This is a genomic window from Gilliamella sp. App4-10 (assembly GCF_001690495.1).
Lineage (GTDB): Bacteria > Pseudomonadota > Gammaproteobacteria > Enterobacterales > Orbaceae > Gilliamella > Gilliamella apicola_G.
In genome coordinates this window covers 52,247-67,824 of sequence record NZ_LZGS01000046.1, presented here as the reverse complement: position 1 = coordinate 67,824, position 15,578 = coordinate 52,247, and the positions used below count along the sequence as shown (strand labels likewise).

At 32.6% G+C, this 15,578-nt stretch carries 16 protein-coding genes; 6 read left to right on the top strand and 10 right to left on the bottom strand.

The genetic code is table 11. The features are described 5' to 3' along the window. The gene (locus A9G23_RS09765; protein WP_065587426.1) at positions 1-789 is read right to left on the bottom strand and encodes a TOBE domain-containing protein; all 789 of its coding nucleotides are present in this window, start codon (positions 787-789) and stop codon (positions 1-3) included. A 275-nt stretch (positions 790-1,064) separates the two neighbouring features. Here A9G23_RS09765 and modA point away from each other — a divergent pair, with 275 nt between their 5' ends. The 3 genes from modA to modC are packed head-to-tail and all read left to right on the top strand — an operon-like array spanning position 1,065 to position 3,221. Further along, entirely contained in the window at positions 1,065-1,817 is a 753-nt protein-coding gene (modA, locus tag A9G23_RS09760) for a molybdate ABC transporter substrate-binding protein (RefSeq protein WP_065587425.1), read from the top strand. A gap of 27 nt (positions 1,818-1,844) precedes the next feature. Continuing rightward, positions 1,845-2,534, top strand: coding sequence for a molybdate ABC transporter permease subunit (gene modB, locus A9G23_RS09755; RefSeq protein ID WP_065587424.1), 690 nt, complete (start codon positions 1,845-1,847; stop codon positions 2,532-2,534). Between the two features lie 6 nt (positions 2,535-2,540). Beyond that, positions 2,541-3,221 carry a molybdenum ABC transporter ATP-binding protein gene (gene modC, locus A9G23_RS09750; RefSeq protein ID WP_065587423.1) on the top strand — a complete coding sequence of 227 codons (681 nt, stop codon included), beginning with the start codon at positions 2,541-2,543 and terminating at the stop codon, positions 3,219-3,221. Here modC and A9G23_RS09745 read toward each other — a convergent pair. From A9G23_RS09745 to A9G23_RS09730, 4 genes are all read right to left on the bottom strand, one after another. Then, a complete protein-coding gene (locus A9G23_RS09745) occupies positions 3,200-3,973 on the bottom strand; it encodes a UDP-2,3-diacylglucosamine diphosphatase (protein WP_065587422.1) in 774 nt (257 codons plus the stop codon). The two genes, modC and A9G23_RS09745, sit on opposite strands and share 22 nt — an antisense overlap. Further along, entirely contained in the window at positions 3,942-4,433 is a 492-nt protein-coding gene (gene ppiB, locus A9G23_RS09740; protein ID WP_065587421.1) for a peptidylprolyl isomerase B, read from the bottom strand. Before ppiB ends, A9G23_RS09745 begins: the two co-directional genes overlap by 32 nt. A gap of 70 nt (positions 4,434-4,503) precedes the next feature. Then, positions 4,504-5,355 carry a bifunctional methylenetetrahydrofolate dehydrogenase/methenyltetrahydrofolate cyclohydrolase FolD gene (gene folD, locus A9G23_RS09735; protein ID WP_065587420.1) on the bottom strand — a complete coding sequence of 284 codons (852 nt, stop codon included), beginning with the start codon at positions 5,353-5,355 and terminating at the stop codon, positions 4,504-4,506. Between the two features lie 78 nt (positions 5,356-5,433). Continuing rightward, complete coding sequence (locus tag A9G23_RS09730; protein WP_065587419.1) at positions 5,434-6,108, bottom strand: DUF2884 family protein; 675 nt, start codon at positions 6,106-6,108, stop codon at positions 5,434-5,436. Positions 6,109-6,457: 349 nt separating this feature from the next. Between A9G23_RS09730 and A9G23_RS09725 the strand changes: the two genes are divergently transcribed. Next, positions 6,458-6,724, top strand: coding sequence for a GrxA family glutaredoxin (locus A9G23_RS09725; RefSeq protein ID WP_034912061.1), 267 nt, complete (start codon positions 6,458-6,460; stop codon positions 6,722-6,724). A 62-nt stretch (positions 6,725-6,786) separates the two neighbouring features. On the opposite strand, the gene tsaB is transcribed toward A9G23_RS09725, so the two are convergent. From tsaB to A9G23_RS09705, 4 genes are all read right to left on the bottom strand, one after another. Further along, on the bottom strand, positions 6,787-7,467 hold the full coding sequence (tsaB, locus tag A9G23_RS09720) for a tRNA (adenosine(37)-N6)-threonylcarbamoyltransferase complex dimerization subunit type 1 TsaB (RefSeq protein ID WP_065587418.1): 681 nt from the start codon (positions 7,465-7,467) through the stop codon (positions 6,787-6,789). Between the two features lie 30 nt (positions 7,468-7,497). After that, the gene (locus tag A9G23_RS09715) at positions 7,498-9,402 is read right to left on the bottom strand and encodes an ATP-dependent DNA helicase (RefSeq protein ID WP_065587417.1); all 1,905 of its coding nucleotides are present in this window, start codon (positions 9,400-9,402) and stop codon (positions 7,498-7,500) included. 616 nt (positions 9,403-10,018) lie between these two features. Then, the gene (locus tag A9G23_RS09710) at positions 10,019-10,288 is read right to left on the bottom strand and encodes a glycosyltransferase (protein WP_141669940.1); all 270 of its coding nucleotides are present in this window, start codon (positions 10,286-10,288) and stop codon (positions 10,019-10,021) included. Between the two features lie 420 nt (positions 10,289-10,708). Then, positions 10,709-11,686: a glycosyltransferase family 8 protein gene (locus A9G23_RS09705; RefSeq protein ID WP_081297028.1), complete on the bottom strand. Its 978-nt coding sequence runs from the start codon at positions 11,684-11,686 to the stop codon at positions 10,709-10,711. Between the two features lie 147 nt (positions 11,687-11,833). Here A9G23_RS09705 and A9G23_RS09700 point away from each other — a divergent pair, with 147 nt between their 5' ends. Both A9G23_RS09700 and A9G23_RS11550 read left to right on the top strand, forming a co-directional pair. Beyond that, a complete protein-coding gene (locus A9G23_RS09700) occupies positions 11,834-12,790 on the top strand; it encodes a glycosyltransferase family 8 protein (protein WP_065587415.1) in 957 nt (318 codons plus the stop codon). Between the two features lie 205 nt (positions 12,791-12,995). Continuing rightward, positions 12,996-13,136 carry a hypothetical protein gene (locus A9G23_RS11550; RefSeq protein ID WP_176700616.1) on the top strand — a complete coding sequence of 47 codons (141 nt, stop codon included), beginning with the start codon at positions 12,996-12,998 and terminating at the stop codon, positions 13,134-13,136. Positions 13,137-13,786: 650 nt separating this feature from the next. Here A9G23_RS11550 and msbA read toward each other — a convergent pair. Then, positions 13,787-15,568 (bottom strand): lipid A ABC transporter ATP-binding protein/permease MsbA, encoded by a 1,782-nt coding sequence (gene msbA / locus A9G23_RS09695; protein WP_065587414.1) that lies wholly within the window; start codon positions 15,566-15,568, stop codon positions 13,787-13,789. Positions 15,569-15,578: the final 10 nt, after the last annotated feature.

The following is a 15,578-nucleotide window of genomic DNA, read 5'->3' as shown; positions in this document are numbered from 1 at the left end:
CTAAACTAATGTCGCAACAATAATATGTTGTGGATGAATAAATAACGTAGTTTGTTTACCTACGGTTAGGGCTGATTGTTTAACTTCATCAGCCAACTTGCTAGCATAAAACACGACGCCAGAAGATAATGAAAAAGCAATTTCGCTCCATTTACCATCAGTCGTGATTTTTTCAACAGAAACTGATAAACAGTTCTCGTTCCCGATTTCATCTTCATTTTGGAATTCAATCAGCGGGGCTTTAATAAGTAACAAGACGGTTTTATCAATACTCAAATTTAACCGATCGATACTCGACTGTGTAATGTAAACTGTTAACTCAGTTTGATTATCACAGAGTAGTACAGTAATAAAACCAGCAACATCGCTTGTTTGAATCTGCTTAACTGTACCATATAACTGATTTCGTGCACTTGTTTGCAATGATAATCTTGCAGTAGCTTTTAAAATATCATCCAATGGGACCTTATCATCACTCAATATGTTAAATGCAGTTTGTTGCAGCTGAGTTAATAGATCATAAAGTTGAATAAATCTAACAGCATAAGCACTCAACTTAGTGCCGCCGCCTTTTTTACCGCCAATTGCGGTAATTAAAAAAGGTTTAGGCGCTAATTTGTTAATTTCATTGACAGCATCCCACGCTGTTTTATAGCTAACGCCAATTTGCTTGGCAGCCTGACTTAATGAGCCGGTTTGTTCAATTGCTTTTAACAGCATAATGCGCCGTGGATCAGTAAATAACTGTTGCTGAATATTCAACGTTAATAAAATTTCAGGAGAGAACATAATTTAACACCATGCACAACCAAGCTGGAGGAGATAAGAGTGATTATTGTAAACGCTTTTTAGTATTCCATCAAAATATGCTACAAATCTTATTGATTGCTGTCTGGTATCAGTTTAGTTGTACTTTATAAATAAATTTTGCTAATATCGATATATATTTTTTTATATAGCGGTTGTTAGGTAATTTACTTAACCAGTGAAGATATTTCATCACAGCCAAATATCGACAAAAACATGAATCATCAAAATTAACTTATTTTTATTGTGAGAAAATAATGAAGAAATTGATTGGAATTATTGGTGCTTTGGCAATGATAGCGATGGCTTTTTCAGCAATAGCAGCTGAAAAATTGACGGTATTTGCCGCATCGTCATTAACTAATGCGATGCAAGATATTGCAACGGCTTATAAAACTCAACATCAAGATGTGGATATTGTATTTTCGTTTGCTTCGTCATCAGTATTAGCGAAACAAATTGAACAAGGTGCTTCAGCCGATATATTTATGTCAGCCGATCAAAAGTGGATGACTTACCTTATTGAGCATAATATAGCGAAGAATAAACAAGACCTCTTAAAAAATGCATTAGTTCTTATTGCCCCAAAAAGTTCACCATTAGATAACGTCTTAATTAATACCAATACCAATTGGCAAGCGATTTTACCTAAAGACGAAAGAATCGCTATTGGCGATCCTGATCATGTTCCAGCTGGACTTTATGCAAAAGAATCACTCACTAATTTAGGAGTATTTGACCAATTGAGATCACAATTGGCCCCAGCTAGCAATGTGCGGGACGCTTTGATGTTAGTTGAGCGTAACGAAGCCGCCCTTGGCATTGTCTACAGCACCGATGCCAAAGTAAGTGATAAAGTAAATATTATTGGGGCCTTCCCTACAGATACATTTAAGTCAATTGTGTATCCCATCACGTTATTAAATACAAAGGCAGTTGATTTTTACCAATATTTAAACTCACCACAAGCTAAAGCCATTTTTGAGAAGTATGGATTTATAACAAAATAATTTAATAAGTAAGTCATGTAATAAAATATGCTATTAACAGAATTTGAATGGCAAACCTTGATACTTAGTTTAAAGATAGCCTTCACGGCAATTGTCTTTAGTTTACCAATAGGTGTTTTAACGGCTTGGGTATTGGCACGTTGTCACTTTTTTGGTAAATCACTATTTGATAGTATTGTACATCTTCCACTTGTTTTGCCACCGGTTGTTTTAGGTTATTTATTGTTAATAACCATGGGGCGACATGGTGTTATTGGTGAGTGGTTAAATTACCATTTTAATATCAGTTTTAGCTTCAATTGGCAAGGTGCAGCTTTAGCTTCAGCTGTGGTTGCATTTCCCCTAATGGTACGTTCGATTCGTTTAGCCATTGAATCCATTGATATACGTCTTGAAAACGTTGCTCGAACTCTTGGAGCCCATAAGTGGCGAGTATTTATCACCATCACATTACCTTTAGCCTTTCCTGGGGTTTTAATGGGAATAGTACTCGGCTTTGCACGTTGTTTAGGAGAATTTGGGGCAACAATTACATTTGTATCAAATATTCAAGGTGAAACGCGGACCTTACCACTCGCAATGTACACATTTCTGCAAATCCCTAATGGTGAACAAGGTGCATTACGACTTTGTGTTATTTCGATTGTATTGTCACTCATTGCCCTTTTTTTATCCGAATTATTAAATCGATGGCATAAGAAGAAGCTAGCAGGATAATTAAGTATGTTAAAAATAGATGTTAGAAAAAAATTTGCTTCGTTTTCATTTCAATTCAACTATGAAATAGATTGTCAAGGTGTTACCGCTATTTTGGGTGTTTCTGGCTCGGGAAAATCAACGTTAATTAACCTTATTAATGGGTTAATTAAACCTGATCAAGGTTATATTCAACTACATAACGTACCTTTGGTTGATTGTGATAATCGTCTTTTTGTTGTTCCAGAAAATCGGCAGATTGGTACCGTTTTTCAAGATGCATTACTCTTCCCTCATTATAAAGTGATTAAAAATTTAACTTATGGTGCTAAAGACTTCAATTCTTCAAAATTTGACGAAATCGTGAATGTACTTAATATCCACTCATTATTAAATCGCTATCCAGCAATGTTATCTGGAGGCGAAAAACAGCGGGTGGCAATCGGTCGAGCACTATTAACCAATCCTCTATTGCTACTGATGGACGAACCGCTTTCCGCCCTTGATATGCCCAGAAAAAAAGAGCTGTTAACTTATATTGATGAGTTAGCCAATGATTTAAATATACCGATTATTTATGTAACACATAATATTAATGAAGTTAAAAAGATAGCTAATAATGTAGCAATTTTAGATCAAGGCAAGCTGATTGAGTTTGGTAAAGTCGAGCAAGTTTTACAAAGTGATTATTTGAAAGGATGGTTATAAAGAGCTAAAGTATTACTATTTTGTTCTTGTTTGATATATGTCACGCCATCATGCCATGCCCCCAGCACGATACGCGTTGCACGGTTGTCTTCAATTTGAAAATGATGTGTAGCTGGTTTGTGCGTATGCCCATGCACCATAATATCCGCATTATATTTCATCATTATTTCAACCACCGCTTGTTGATTGACATCCATAATGGTTTCAGATTTAATTTGATTATGATGGCTACTTTTTTGCCGTAACTTAGCCGCAATTTTAAGTCGAACAAAGCGTGGCAGTAATAAAAACAGTTTTTGTAACCATTTATTATGCATAACTTTTCGGAATTTTTGATATTGATGATCATCAATACAAAGTAAATCACCATGTAAAAAAATAATATTTTTTTCTTGATTGGGCAAACAGTTAATTTCTGGCAATAAAATCATATCACACTGCTGAGCATATCTTTTACCTAACAGAAAATCACGATTACCATGCACAAAATATTTTTTGATATGACGTTTTGATAAGGCTTGTAATGCCTGTGCAACTTGGTAATATAAGTTTGTTTCTACATCATCCCCAACCCAATAGTCAAACAAATCACCTAAAATATACAGTTCGCAATTATCGGGTAATGTGTTTAAAAAAGACAGAAAGCCTGCGGTTATACCCATATAACCATCAGGCTCATTATCGGTTAGATGAATATCAGCGATAAAATAACGAACAGGATTATTCAACCGTAACACTCGTAATAATGACATCTTCCACAGGAACATCTGAATGCATACCGCTACGCCCTGTTTTAACGACTTTGATTTTATCAACCACATCAAGCCCTTCGACGACTTGTGCAAAAACACAATAGCCATAGCCATTAACATCCGCAGAGCGGAAATTAAGATAATCATTATCAACCACATTGATAAAAAACTGTGCTGTCGCAGAGTGTGGATCAGATGTACGTGCCATTGCTAATGTGCCACGATTGTTTTTTAATCCGTTATCCGCTTCGTTTTTGATCGGATCTTTCGTTTTTTTCTGCTTCATGCCTGGCTCAAAACCGCCACCTTGAATCATGAAATTATTAATAACACGATGGAAGATTGTGTTGTTGTAAAAACCGTCTTTGCAATATTCAACAAAATTTTTAACGGTTTCTGGCGCTTTGTCGTCAAAAGTTTTGATTTTAATATCACCTAAATTAGTGTGAAATGTAATCATGACATGTTCCTTATTTTTTATTTAATGTACATCTTTAGAGCAAAATTTAGTGAGCCTTAATCAATTTGACTTACTTACTAAATTTTTCACATGCTTCAAGCGTGTTACTCATTAACATAGCAACGGTCATTGGACCAACACCGCCAGGCACAGGCGTTATCCAACCTGCCCGTTTAACGGCAACATCAAACTCCACATCGCCGGCTAGTTTACCATCTGGCAAGCGATTGATACCAACATCAATCACGATTGCGCCTGGTTTTATCCACTCACCCTTAACATAATTAGGAATGCCAACTCCTACAACAACGATATCCGCATTACTCACATGTTTGGCTAAATCAATAGTACGACTATGAGTAATGGTTGTTGTGCAGCCTAATAACAATAATTCTAATGCCATTGGACGACCTACAATGCTTGATGCACCAACCACAGTGGCATTTAATCCTGATAAATTAATACCGGTTGACTCAAGCATTTTAACCACACCATATGGTGTGCATGGTCGTAAAATCGGATCGCGTTGTAATAAGTGGCCAATATTGTAAGGATGAAAACCATCAACATCTTTACTTGGATCAATACGTTCAAGCACCTTAGTTTTATCAATATTATCAGGTAAAGGAAGTTGCACTAAAATACCATGTACATCTGATCGTTGATTGAGTTCGTCAATTAATGTCAACAATTCATCAGTAGTCGACGTTGGGAAGTCATATGCAAATGAAATAAAACCAACATCATCACAAGCTTTTTGCTTATTTTTGACATAGATTTTTGATGCGGGATCTGAACCCACTTGAATTACTGCAAGCCCAGGAACAGATAGACCTTTTTCAATACGTGTGTTAACTTTATTAGCAATGTCAGTTCGTATTTGTTGTGCTAATTCTTTTCCATCAATGATATGTGCAGTCATAAGCTTCCGTTTAGCTATCCGAATAAAGGTACTATTTTCGCAAAAGTTTTTATTAATGTCTATTTACTTGTAAGGTGATTAATTAAGTTGAGCTAATATTTGTTTGTATTGCGCATCAATATCGGTAATAACTGAACAAATATGGGCATCAAAAGCTTTTAATTTAGGTTTTTGAGCTTTCCACTCATTTTTAGAGATTTGTTTGATTGCGCCTAAATTTTTAAAGAAATCGAAATGTAAAATACTGCCCCCCACCACATTATAAAAAATACGTTGACCGATATCTTCTCCATCTTTTTTTAAATTATTAAAATTTTGGTAGAAAAATCGTGTATTACCATTTTCAGTAATAATCGAAGCATGTAATAACTTGACTAAACGTTTATAGAATTTGTCTAATTCATTTTTAAGCCCATTATCATCGCCCAATTGATTTTTTATTGCTTGTTCAAAAGTTATTTTAACCTCTAACAAAAGGTTTAAATATTGTTGTTCTAACTGTGGTAACTTTTGTCGTAAATCTTGTTGAAATAGAGCCAGTTTCTTTTGTAATAAAGGATTAAGTATTGCTGATTTTTTATTTAAGACGACATTGCCATTTGGAGTGATGTTTAAATCATTTTTTTTATTAAAAATACGTACACTTTCTTTGCTTATCGTAATATCATAACTGGGTTTAATCTCACACTCTTTTTTAGCTGCAAAGACAGAGATAGGTAACAATAAAGCAATCAATAATAAATTTTTCAACATATTTATATCCAGTTGGTTAATTAATATAGATTATAACTTCTACTAGATAATAAACATAATAAAGTTGAACGCATGCTGTAATATAATTAAAAAAATTAAATAAAATCAATAACTTTCCTGACCGATTTTTATAGAAATACAATTACCTTTCTGTCACGGTAAAAGGAGGTTGTGAAATTGTGAAAAAATAAGCAACCAAATTCAAGTTTTTAGCCATAAAGCTAGTTGACTTTCCAAATCCTTTATCAATAGATATAATCTATTTAACCAACTATATTTAACCTCTTTTTTTTCTTTAAAAGTGAAGTATAGTAAGTACATGTTTGAAATAAATAATAAAGGTGAAAAAATGTATACTGTAATTTTTGGCCGTCAAGGTTGTCCTTATTGTGTCCGCGCTAAAGAACTAGCCGAAAAGCTTTCTCAAGAGCGTGATGATTTTTCTTATCGTTATGTTGATATTAATGCTGAAGGTATCACTAAAGAAGATCTTTCTAAAAGTGTTGGCAAACCTGTTGAAACTGTGCCGCAAATCTTTATTGATGAAAAACCAATCGGTGGCTGTACAGATTTTGAAGCGTATGCTAAAGAACATTTAGGCTTATTTAAAGAATAACCAGAAATGAGTTTATAAAAATTAAGCCACCATTTGGTGGCTTTTTTAATGTTTATTTATTATTAACGACCTGGTAGTTTTTTCCAAGTAACCTCATTACGCAAATAAGTTGGCTCGACCTCTTCAACATCAATCACGTCATTCTTTTGCCATTTATTCCTAGCAATAATAATGAGATCTTGTGCGTGAGGTAATAAAATATCACTTTGTCTTATACCATTAATCATATCTGGATAAGTTTGCCAACCAGTGCCAGCACAATAACCATTTTTATTAATATTATTCACTTTTTCTATTACTCTTTCGGGAGCAATCACGCATTCTGGAATAACCGCTTGCCATTGGTTGTTTTCATAATGATATTGTCCTAAGTAAACTTCGCTCATTCTTGCATCGATTGCGGTAATCACATCCGTCGCCTGCTTTGTCCGATACGCACCTTGAGCTAAGGTCAATAGCGTTGATACACCTATCATCGGCTTATCAATTCCTAATGCTAAACCTTGTGCTATACCAATGCCAATTCTAACCCCAGTAAAACTCCCTGGACCTTGACCAAAGGCAATTGCATCAACTTGAGAAAGCGAACAATCGGATTGTTTAAGAATACTATCGATCATGGGTAAGATCTGCTTTGTATGATCGCGAGCAGATATTTTAAAATCGTGTGTAATTTCATTACGATAAAGTAAAGCTACTGAACAAGCTTCTGTGGAGGTATCGATGGCTAAAATAGTACTCATTCTTTTTCCTAAATATATTAGTTTTATCAATTAGTTTTTAGCTAATAAAAAATTAATCACTTTATTTATATCTCGTGTTCTTGGCGATGGTGGCAAACTATTAATAAATGTTGCACCGTAAGGTCGCATCACTAAACGATTATCACAGATAATAACCGCACCCCGATCGTTGTGATGACGAATTAATCGCCCAACCCCCTGCTTTAAGGTGATAACCGCTTCAGGTAATTGCACTTCGTAAAATGCATCACCGCCTTGCATTTGGCAATCCTCCATGCGAGCCTTAATTAAAGGATCATCTGGAGATGTAAAGGGTAATTTATCTATAATAACACATGACAAGGTATCCCCCCTAACATCAATACCTTCCCAAAAGCTGCTTGTTGCAATTAATAATGCATTACCACTATAAATAAACTGTTCAAGTAATTTAACTTTACTCGTTTCACCTTGGACTAACACTGGTAACTTTGTTAGCTCTCGAAACTGTTTAGCTAAAGCATTCATCATCGCATAAGAAGTACATAGAAAGAAGCAACGCCCCTTGTTAGCTTCAATGACTGGCAGTAAAATATCGGCCAGTTTTTCAGCGTTACCTCGCTCATTTGGTGATGGAATATAACGGGGCACACACATAACCGTTTGATTCAAATAATCAAATGGACTTTCTAAAATAAGTGAATCTGCATCAGATAATCCTAAACGTTTGGTAAAATAATCTAACTGATTATTGACTGATAGCGTTGCCGAAGTAAAAATCCAACTACCTTTGCGCTGTGTTAATAATTCGGTAAATTTATCAGCAACCGACAATGGTGTTAGCGCAAAAACAAAATAGTTATGGCTACTTTCATACCAATAACTAAAACCAGTTACATTTGTCTCCTGCAACCGTTTTAATAGCATATTATATTGATTAATTCGTTCAAAACAGTTATCTAAGGTTGAAGAACGTCCGACTGCCAATAGCAATACTTCTTGACAAAAATTTAAAGCATCGAAAAGATAGGATAGCTCTTTTTTTATCGCTTCTTGGTTAAACAAAAACCGTAAGTTACCTTTTGGCGGTTGTTGATTAATGACAAGGCGTATATCTTGAGTACATTTTTGTAGTTTATCTGCACATTGCTGTAGTTGTGACATATCTTTAACTTCAGTGCGATAACAGAGATTAATTTCTTTTGCTAGATCAAATAATTGACGGCTACTTAGCTGTTGTCCGAAATAATGACAGGCAAGATCGGGAAGTTGATGAGCCTCATCAAAAATCATTACCTCAGCTTGAGGAATAAGTTCACCAAAGCCTGTGTCTTTAACAACAACATCAGCTAAAAATAAATGATGATTAACAATAACAATATCTGCATTTAACGCCCGTTTACGCGCTTTCACCACATAACAATCATTATAATGTTCGCAGTCGCTACCCAGACAATTATCATTAGTACTGGTTAATATTGTCCAAATTGGATTGTCTTCAGTGACTGTAGTACATTTGCTTATATCACCATCTTTGGTTTTAATTGACCAATTTTTAATACGAGCTAAATCAACACGTAATTCTTTATCAAGATCGCCTGCAGCTGCATATTGATGATACATTCGCTCTAAGCAAAGATAATTGGAACGACCTTTAAGTAGGGATATCTTGCCTGTATAATTTAATGCTTTTTTAATAATTGGCAGATCTTTGCTAAATAATTGTTCTTGTAAATTTTTAGAGCCAGTTGAAAGTATTACTTTTTTATCGCTACGTAATGCAGGGACTAAATAAGCAAAGGTTTTACCTGTGCCAGTTCCAGCTTCAATAACAAGAGAATTTTGTTTTTTTATGGATTCGGAAACTTTACTTGCCATGTTTCGTTGTGGCTCTCTTGCCACAAATCCATCAATCGCTTGAGCAAGCAAACCATTCTCTGCAAAATCATCAATCACTTAAAATGCACCTAATAAAAATAAGTTTAAAATACCAATAAACTTGAAAACTAATTTTGGAATTATACAATGTTATGAAAACAACAAGCCGTTAATTGAAATAACGATTTATTGTTGCAACGGAATTGAATCGCTAATAACTTTTAAACTGTTAGAACTATAACAATAACTAAGTAAAAAAGATATATAAGAATACTAGCAGTTCAAAGGGCTAAATAAAAATAAAGTGTATGAATCTAATTATTTAATCAATAAATTTTCTCTTAAGAAGTAATAATATAATCACTTGAATGTACGGTTTGTTAACAACAAAAATTCATACACATCTCTTTGTAAATTTCACTCTTAAATAAATTCAATAATGCATTATTGATAACAAATGTTTCTTTTCTTTAAACATCATTCGAGAATAAGCTCGGATTGAGGATATTTTCTTTCGAGTATATAAAGACAGTGAATCATCTGTCCACAGAGACTTTTCCAAATAAGAGTCAAATAATATAAAACGATATAGCTGTTGCCAAGGTTGATTTTTAATTATGTAATGAATCAATACGGTATCATCTGACACATTAGAATTCTCGTTACCATTTATTGATAGCGCCAATAAGTTATTCTATTTTCTTGCTAATATAATTCTTCTTTTACCTACTGCAATATTTAACACGTTTTGATTGGAATATTGGTATTTATCACCATTATTTAATAGCCTTAAAGATTTAAAAGTAATATCTCCCTGACACCAAAATAGTATATTAATCAACATGATACCAGAATTGAAATAAATTCCATATGCTATATTATATTTAGCACATTGCGACTCTTGCATATATGACTCATCAGCAACAGAAGCTACAATAGCAAATTCTAAATTAACCTGATAAATAAATCTACGTTTTTAAGGCAAAGTGCATCACTATCAATATAAAGCAATCTTTCAGCAACATCTTTTAAAATTATGGGAGCAATTAATTGCACATAAGCTGATATAGGAAATCGTTCAGTATTTTTTGATCAACTTTAAACTCATCATTAATAATATATTCAGTTATAGAAACATAATTAAACTTTATTGTTGCCAATTTTTGTCTATTCTGTTCCGAAACAATATGCATAAAAATATGAGATCGAATTTGATTTTTTTATTATTTTCAATATTTAAAACAATGTCTATGCCAGCTAATAGGGCATCGTTATCATCAAAACACAAAAGGATATGGAATACCCTTTTATTATCTAAAAATCATATGACAATAACTCATGTTTTTGCTAATAAACTTATCAACACCAATTACCGTATTATTTCTTAACGTTTGTTCAGAGTTTTATGCTTCAAATAAAGTAAATAATATTTGAATGCAGAAAAATATTTATGCTGGCTAGCAAGTAATTTTGCATATCTTCTGGTGGTTGATGGGGCATTTTCATTAGCTAGCAATAACTTAACGTTTGCCCATGGAGAAGACTTGATATAACGTTGATAAAGTGGCGTCAAATATAGTTTATACCACGGTTTATTGCCGGTGACATAATGGATAATCACGGCATCATCGCCGATAAGATTATCTTCTTTTCCACCGACAGTTAGCGCAGTAAGATAATTAAAGCGTTTAGGTAAGAATACGGTTTTACCCTGCATTAAGATATTGAGAACATCTTGATCGGCAAATTTATAAACTTTACCACTATTAATCATCGCAAAAGCTTTTTCCGTAAGGTTATTTTGCACCCACATATCCGTATTAATATAAATCATTCCAGCATTAAAGTATTCACCATATGGGATATCGCAAACGAGGCATTGTTTTTCTTGTGTTTTTTCGACATCAGGTACAACCGCTGAATATTTATTGCTTAAATCAATATTAGTTAATTCATTAAGGTTATTTGTGCATAACACATCACAATCTAAATATAAAACTCGAGAAGTGACTTTATTTAGTATCTGTGGGACAACGAATCGTAAACAAGTTGATGCCGAAACATGTAGAATTAAAGTATCAGGATTAATTGAAAAATTATCGCTAATTTCGTAACAAATTATGGTAATATTTTCTTTATTGAATTGATTAAATCTTATAATTTTTTCACTAGAAACATTATTAGCAAATAAATGGAAAACCAGATTTTTATCGGGATTATTCAAAATTACTGAAGACATAGCAATGCTAGCTGGCATTGCATAATTATCATCAAAGCAAAATGCTATATGAAGGGTTGTTAGAGATTCTATGGCGTTACTAAATAACGTCTTAGTTGCGCTGATAAAAAGATTTTCTTTCATTTTGTGCCAAGGTTCGACTAGGTTAAAAAAAATTGAACCATTGTAACATACGTTAAATTAAACAATGAAGTAATAATCAATTTTATATTGACATATCAATTTTGTAATGACTAAATAGCATGGTTAAGTTTTTAAAGAGCGTTAGAAATGAATAATAGAATTAACATTGCATATTGTACGGATTCAAATTACCTTGAGCATGTAGGTGTATCTATTACCTCCATTATGCTTAATAATATGCAACATAATATTCATTTCCATGTTTTTTTATATGATGTATCTCCAAAAGACCAACAGAAATTACAAAAAATTAGCCCCCTAATTAGTATCTACATTATTCCTTGCGAAGAGCTAGATAAATATAAAGTTCAAACAAACAATAAAATAACTCATATTAATCGTTCAATGTATATTCGGTTATCAGTTCCAAGACGATTATATGGGAAAGTTGATAAATTTATTTACTTAGATGCAGATACGCTCTGTTTTTCTGACATATCAGCGATTTCAAATATAAATATAGATTCGGTCATTTGTGCTGTGACACCAGACTCATTAGATAAACAAAATATGTCAAAAAATAAAGAAAGACTTGAGCTTACTTCTGAAAGTTATTTCAATTCCGGCTTTTTATATATTAATGTTGATAACTGGATGAAATTTGATACAGAAAATAAAACAAATAAAATATTATTATCGTTAGAACATAAAGATTTGATCTATCCAGACCAAGATGCGCTAAATATTGTTTTACAACATCAAGTTCTATTCATAGATCCTAATTGGAATTATTTGTTTACTTGGATGAATGATGAGCAAAAAGAAACATTTTTTTATAATGAAAAATCTTTACCCTATATCATTCATTTTACTGGTACTCGAAAAATGTGGTATCAAGAACATACGGGACTTGCGCAAAATATCTATTGTTTTTATAAACACTTCACACCTTGGGCAACTAGTCCACTTAAAAGTTATAAACATAAAATGCGCGTTAATGATTATCGTATTTATGCTCAATCATATTTTAAAAGAAAACAATTCCTAAAAAGTTGTAAATATTTTTTACATTATATTAAATTAAAGTTGTTTAGAAAAAATTAAATAAACTTTTTAACTAGATATAAGATAGAAGCAATAAAACTTAATTTCTAAAATATCGCATCTTTCATTGATGTAATATTTAGCATAATGACGAAAATTACATATTCACTATAATAGATGCAGTGAGAAAAATTTTGTAACCATCCTCCTAAAATAGTAGAAAATTCTCTATGATAAAAATAAAAGAGGATTTAAATATGCAAAAATGACTGAACACCAAATCGTATCTATTTTAAAAGAAGCTGAGGCAAACATTTCAGTTAAAGGGCTTTGCCATACATACAATATGGGCAATTCAGCTCTTTATACACAAAGGAGAAAATACAGTAGTATGGAAACTTCATAAACAACCATTGATTATATTAAAATCAAAACGGTTATATTGAACAATTTAACCCACTTATCGAACAGAATTTTTTGGTGAAACGTGGGATGCATATTGATGATAATATATAGATGTATATCATACAATTTATTTTTTTGATTCAACTCGTTGTATGTAGCAAATTGATAGTTTGAATTATTGGAAAGCGCTTGTCACTTTATAGCATTTATCCACAACATCAATTTTATTACTTTGTAACCGTTTTTTATCTGTTTTATACTCTTCTTTCTATCATAAAATAAAACACCATCAATAGAAATAAATTTATTAATAAAGAAAGATAATCCATTTTTATGCTACAACATCAACATAAAGCTTAAGGATATTTCCTCGAAGAGATTTAAAAATAGGAAGTAACTATTACTATTGCATCCCCCCACTTCCTTAATCATTCATAAGGTTTGCTACAGAACGATATTTTTCCATAAAAAATATAGACCTTACTTTTTTTGATTTAACAAGGCTCTTCATAGCTAAATTAAACGCTTTTACCATTAAATTTTTCTGCCTATTTAAGTAGTAAAACATTCTCGTAGTTTATTATCATACTCCCTTCAATACCTTATCAAGCAAAAAATTTTTACATCTAAGCCTGTAAAAATCCTGTTCTATTAATTTGTAAAATTTCCTTGATATAATTTTGCATATAATCCATTCATTGATAACAATTCTTCATGATTACCTTGCTCAACAATCTTGCCACTATCAATAACAAGTATTTTATCCGCATTTTCAATTGTTGATAGACGATGAGCGATAACTATTGATGTCCGCCCTTTTTGAAGATCTTCTAAGGCTTTTTGTATTACTTGCTCTGACTCAGTATCTAAGGCAGAGGTCGCTTCATCAAGCACTAGTATCGGAGTATTTCGTAATAAAGCTCTTGCTATTGCAATACGTTGACGTTGACCACCTGATAATAATACTCCACTCTCTCCAACTATTGTATTAAACCCTTTTTCAAGTCCTTTTATAAAATCATAAGCATAAGCTTTTTTAGCAGCTTCTTCGATTTGCTCTTGAGAGTATTCACCGACTCGACCATAAGCAATATTATTAGCTATAGTATCATTAAACAGATGAACATTTTGCGAAACTAGCCCAATTTGATTACGCAAACTATGTAAAGTAAAGTCTTGAATATTATAATTATCAATTAAAATTTCACCATCATTTATATCATAAAAACGAGTTAGCAAACTTGCGATAGTCGTTTTTCCTGATCCTGATCGCCCAACTAAAGCAATCGTTTTATAGGGTTCTACTGTGAAATTAATATTTTGTAAAGCTGGTTCTTGTCTAGTTGCATAAGTAAAATTAACGTGCTTAAATTCAATGTTTCCTTTAACTCGATCAATATTGATTTTTCCATTATCTTTCTCGATTGGTTGATCAAAAATAGCAAATAAAGTTTGGCAAGCAGCCATTCCTTTCTGAAACTCGGCATTAACACTAGTTAAACTCTTTATCGGTTGCATTAACGCAACAAGTGAGGAAAAAACGACGGTAAACTGTCCTGGAGTGATATTCAAGTCAGGATCACTTGCCATTAATAATACAAAAGCAATTGCAAATGAAATGATAAGTTGAATAATAGGCGTTGATAAAGCAGAAATAGACACAAGTCGCATTGAATCATGTCTAAACTTATTGCTTACTTTATCAAAGTTTTTAGATTCTTCGTCTTGAGCACCAAATAAAATAATTTCGCGATGACCTTTTAACATTTGTTCAACAGACATCGTGACACTACCCATTGAGTTCTGCATACTTTTAGCCAGTTTTCTAAACTTTACAGAAATAAAAGTGATTAAACCAATAACAACTGGTGTAATAATGATCAACGATAAAGATAGTTGCCAGCTATTGGTAAACATTGTGTAAAATAATCCACAAATAAAAGCAGATTCACGTACTATTGTTATTAAAGCATCAGATGAAGAAGAAGCAACTTGATCTGTATCATAAGTAATTCGTGATAATAATCTTCCTGTAGAATTTTGATCATAGTAACTTACCGGCGCATCAACAAAATGATTAAAAAGTCGTTGCCGAATTTTAAGGACAATTTTAGTTGAAATTAAAGACAAAAAGAAAGCATATCCATAATTTGCAACACCCCGTAATAAAACTAATCCCAAGATATATAAAGGCGCCATCATTAAAAAATGCTGATCGTTTTCTACAAAACCTTTATCAAGTAATGGTTGCAACAAAGCAATAAGCGAAGTGTCTGCAAAAGCACTAAGAATCAGTAATATTACTGATAAAAAAAGAATAAATTTATGTTTAGCAATATAAGGCCACAATTTAGAAAAAGTTTGCCAAGTTGATGAGTCTTGATCAATATTATTATTTATTGCTGAATTAGCTGGATTATTATTTTTTTTCATAATATATTTT

Bases quoted from the DNA above. Each gene is read 5' to 3' on its own strand.
- tsaB (WP_065587418.1), bottom strand. From the start codon at position 7,467: ATGAGTACTATTTTAGCCATCGATACCTCCACAGAAGCTTGTTCAGTA.
- modB (WP_065587424.1), top strand. From the start codon at position 1,845: ATGCTATTAACAGAATTTGAATGGCAAACCTTGATACTTAGTTTAAAG.
- modC (WP_065587423.1), top strand. From the start codon at position 2,541: ATGTTAAAAATAGATGTTAGAAAAAAATTTGCTTCGTTTTCATTTCAA.
- A9G23_RS09745 (WP_065587422.1), bottom strand. From the start codon at position 3,973: ATGTCATTATTACGAGTGTTACGGTTGAATAATCCTGTTCGTTATTTT.
- modA (WP_065587425.1), top strand. From the start codon at position 1,065: ATGAAGAAATTGATTGGAATTATTGGTGCTTTGGCAATGATAGCGATG.
- A9G23_RS09765 (WP_065587426.1), bottom strand. From the start codon at position 789: ATGTTCTCTCCTGAAATTTTATTAACGTTGAATATTCAGCAACAGTTA.
- A9G23_RS11550 (WP_176700616.1), top strand. From the start codon at position 12,996: ATGACTGAACACCAAATCGTATCTATTTTAAAAGAAGCTGAGGCAAAC.
- A9G23_RS09725 (WP_034912061.1), top strand. From the start codon at position 6,458: ATGTATACTGTAATTTTTGGCCGTCAAGGTTGTCCTTATTGTGTCCGC.
- A9G23_RS09730 (WP_065587419.1), bottom strand. From the start codon at position 6,108: ATGTTGAAAAATTTATTATTGATTGCTTTATTGTTACCTATCTCTGTC.
- folD (WP_065587420.1), bottom strand. From the start codon at position 5,355: ATGACTGCACATATCATTGATGGAAAAGAATTAGCACAACAAATACGA.
- ppiB (WP_065587421.1), bottom strand. From the start codon at position 4,433: ATGATTACATTTCACACTAATTTAGGTGATATTAAAATCAAAACTTTT.
- msbA (WP_065587414.1), bottom strand. From the start codon at position 15,568: ATGAAAAAAAATAATAATCCAGCTAATTCAGCAATAAATAATAATATT.
- A9G23_RS09700 (WP_065587415.1), top strand. From the start codon at position 11,834: ATGAATAATAGAATTAACATTGCATATTGTACGGATTCAAATTACCTT.
- A9G23_RS09705 (WP_081297028.1), bottom strand. From the start codon at position 11,686: ATGAAAGAAAATCTTTTTATCAGCGCAACTAAGACGTTATTTAGTAAC.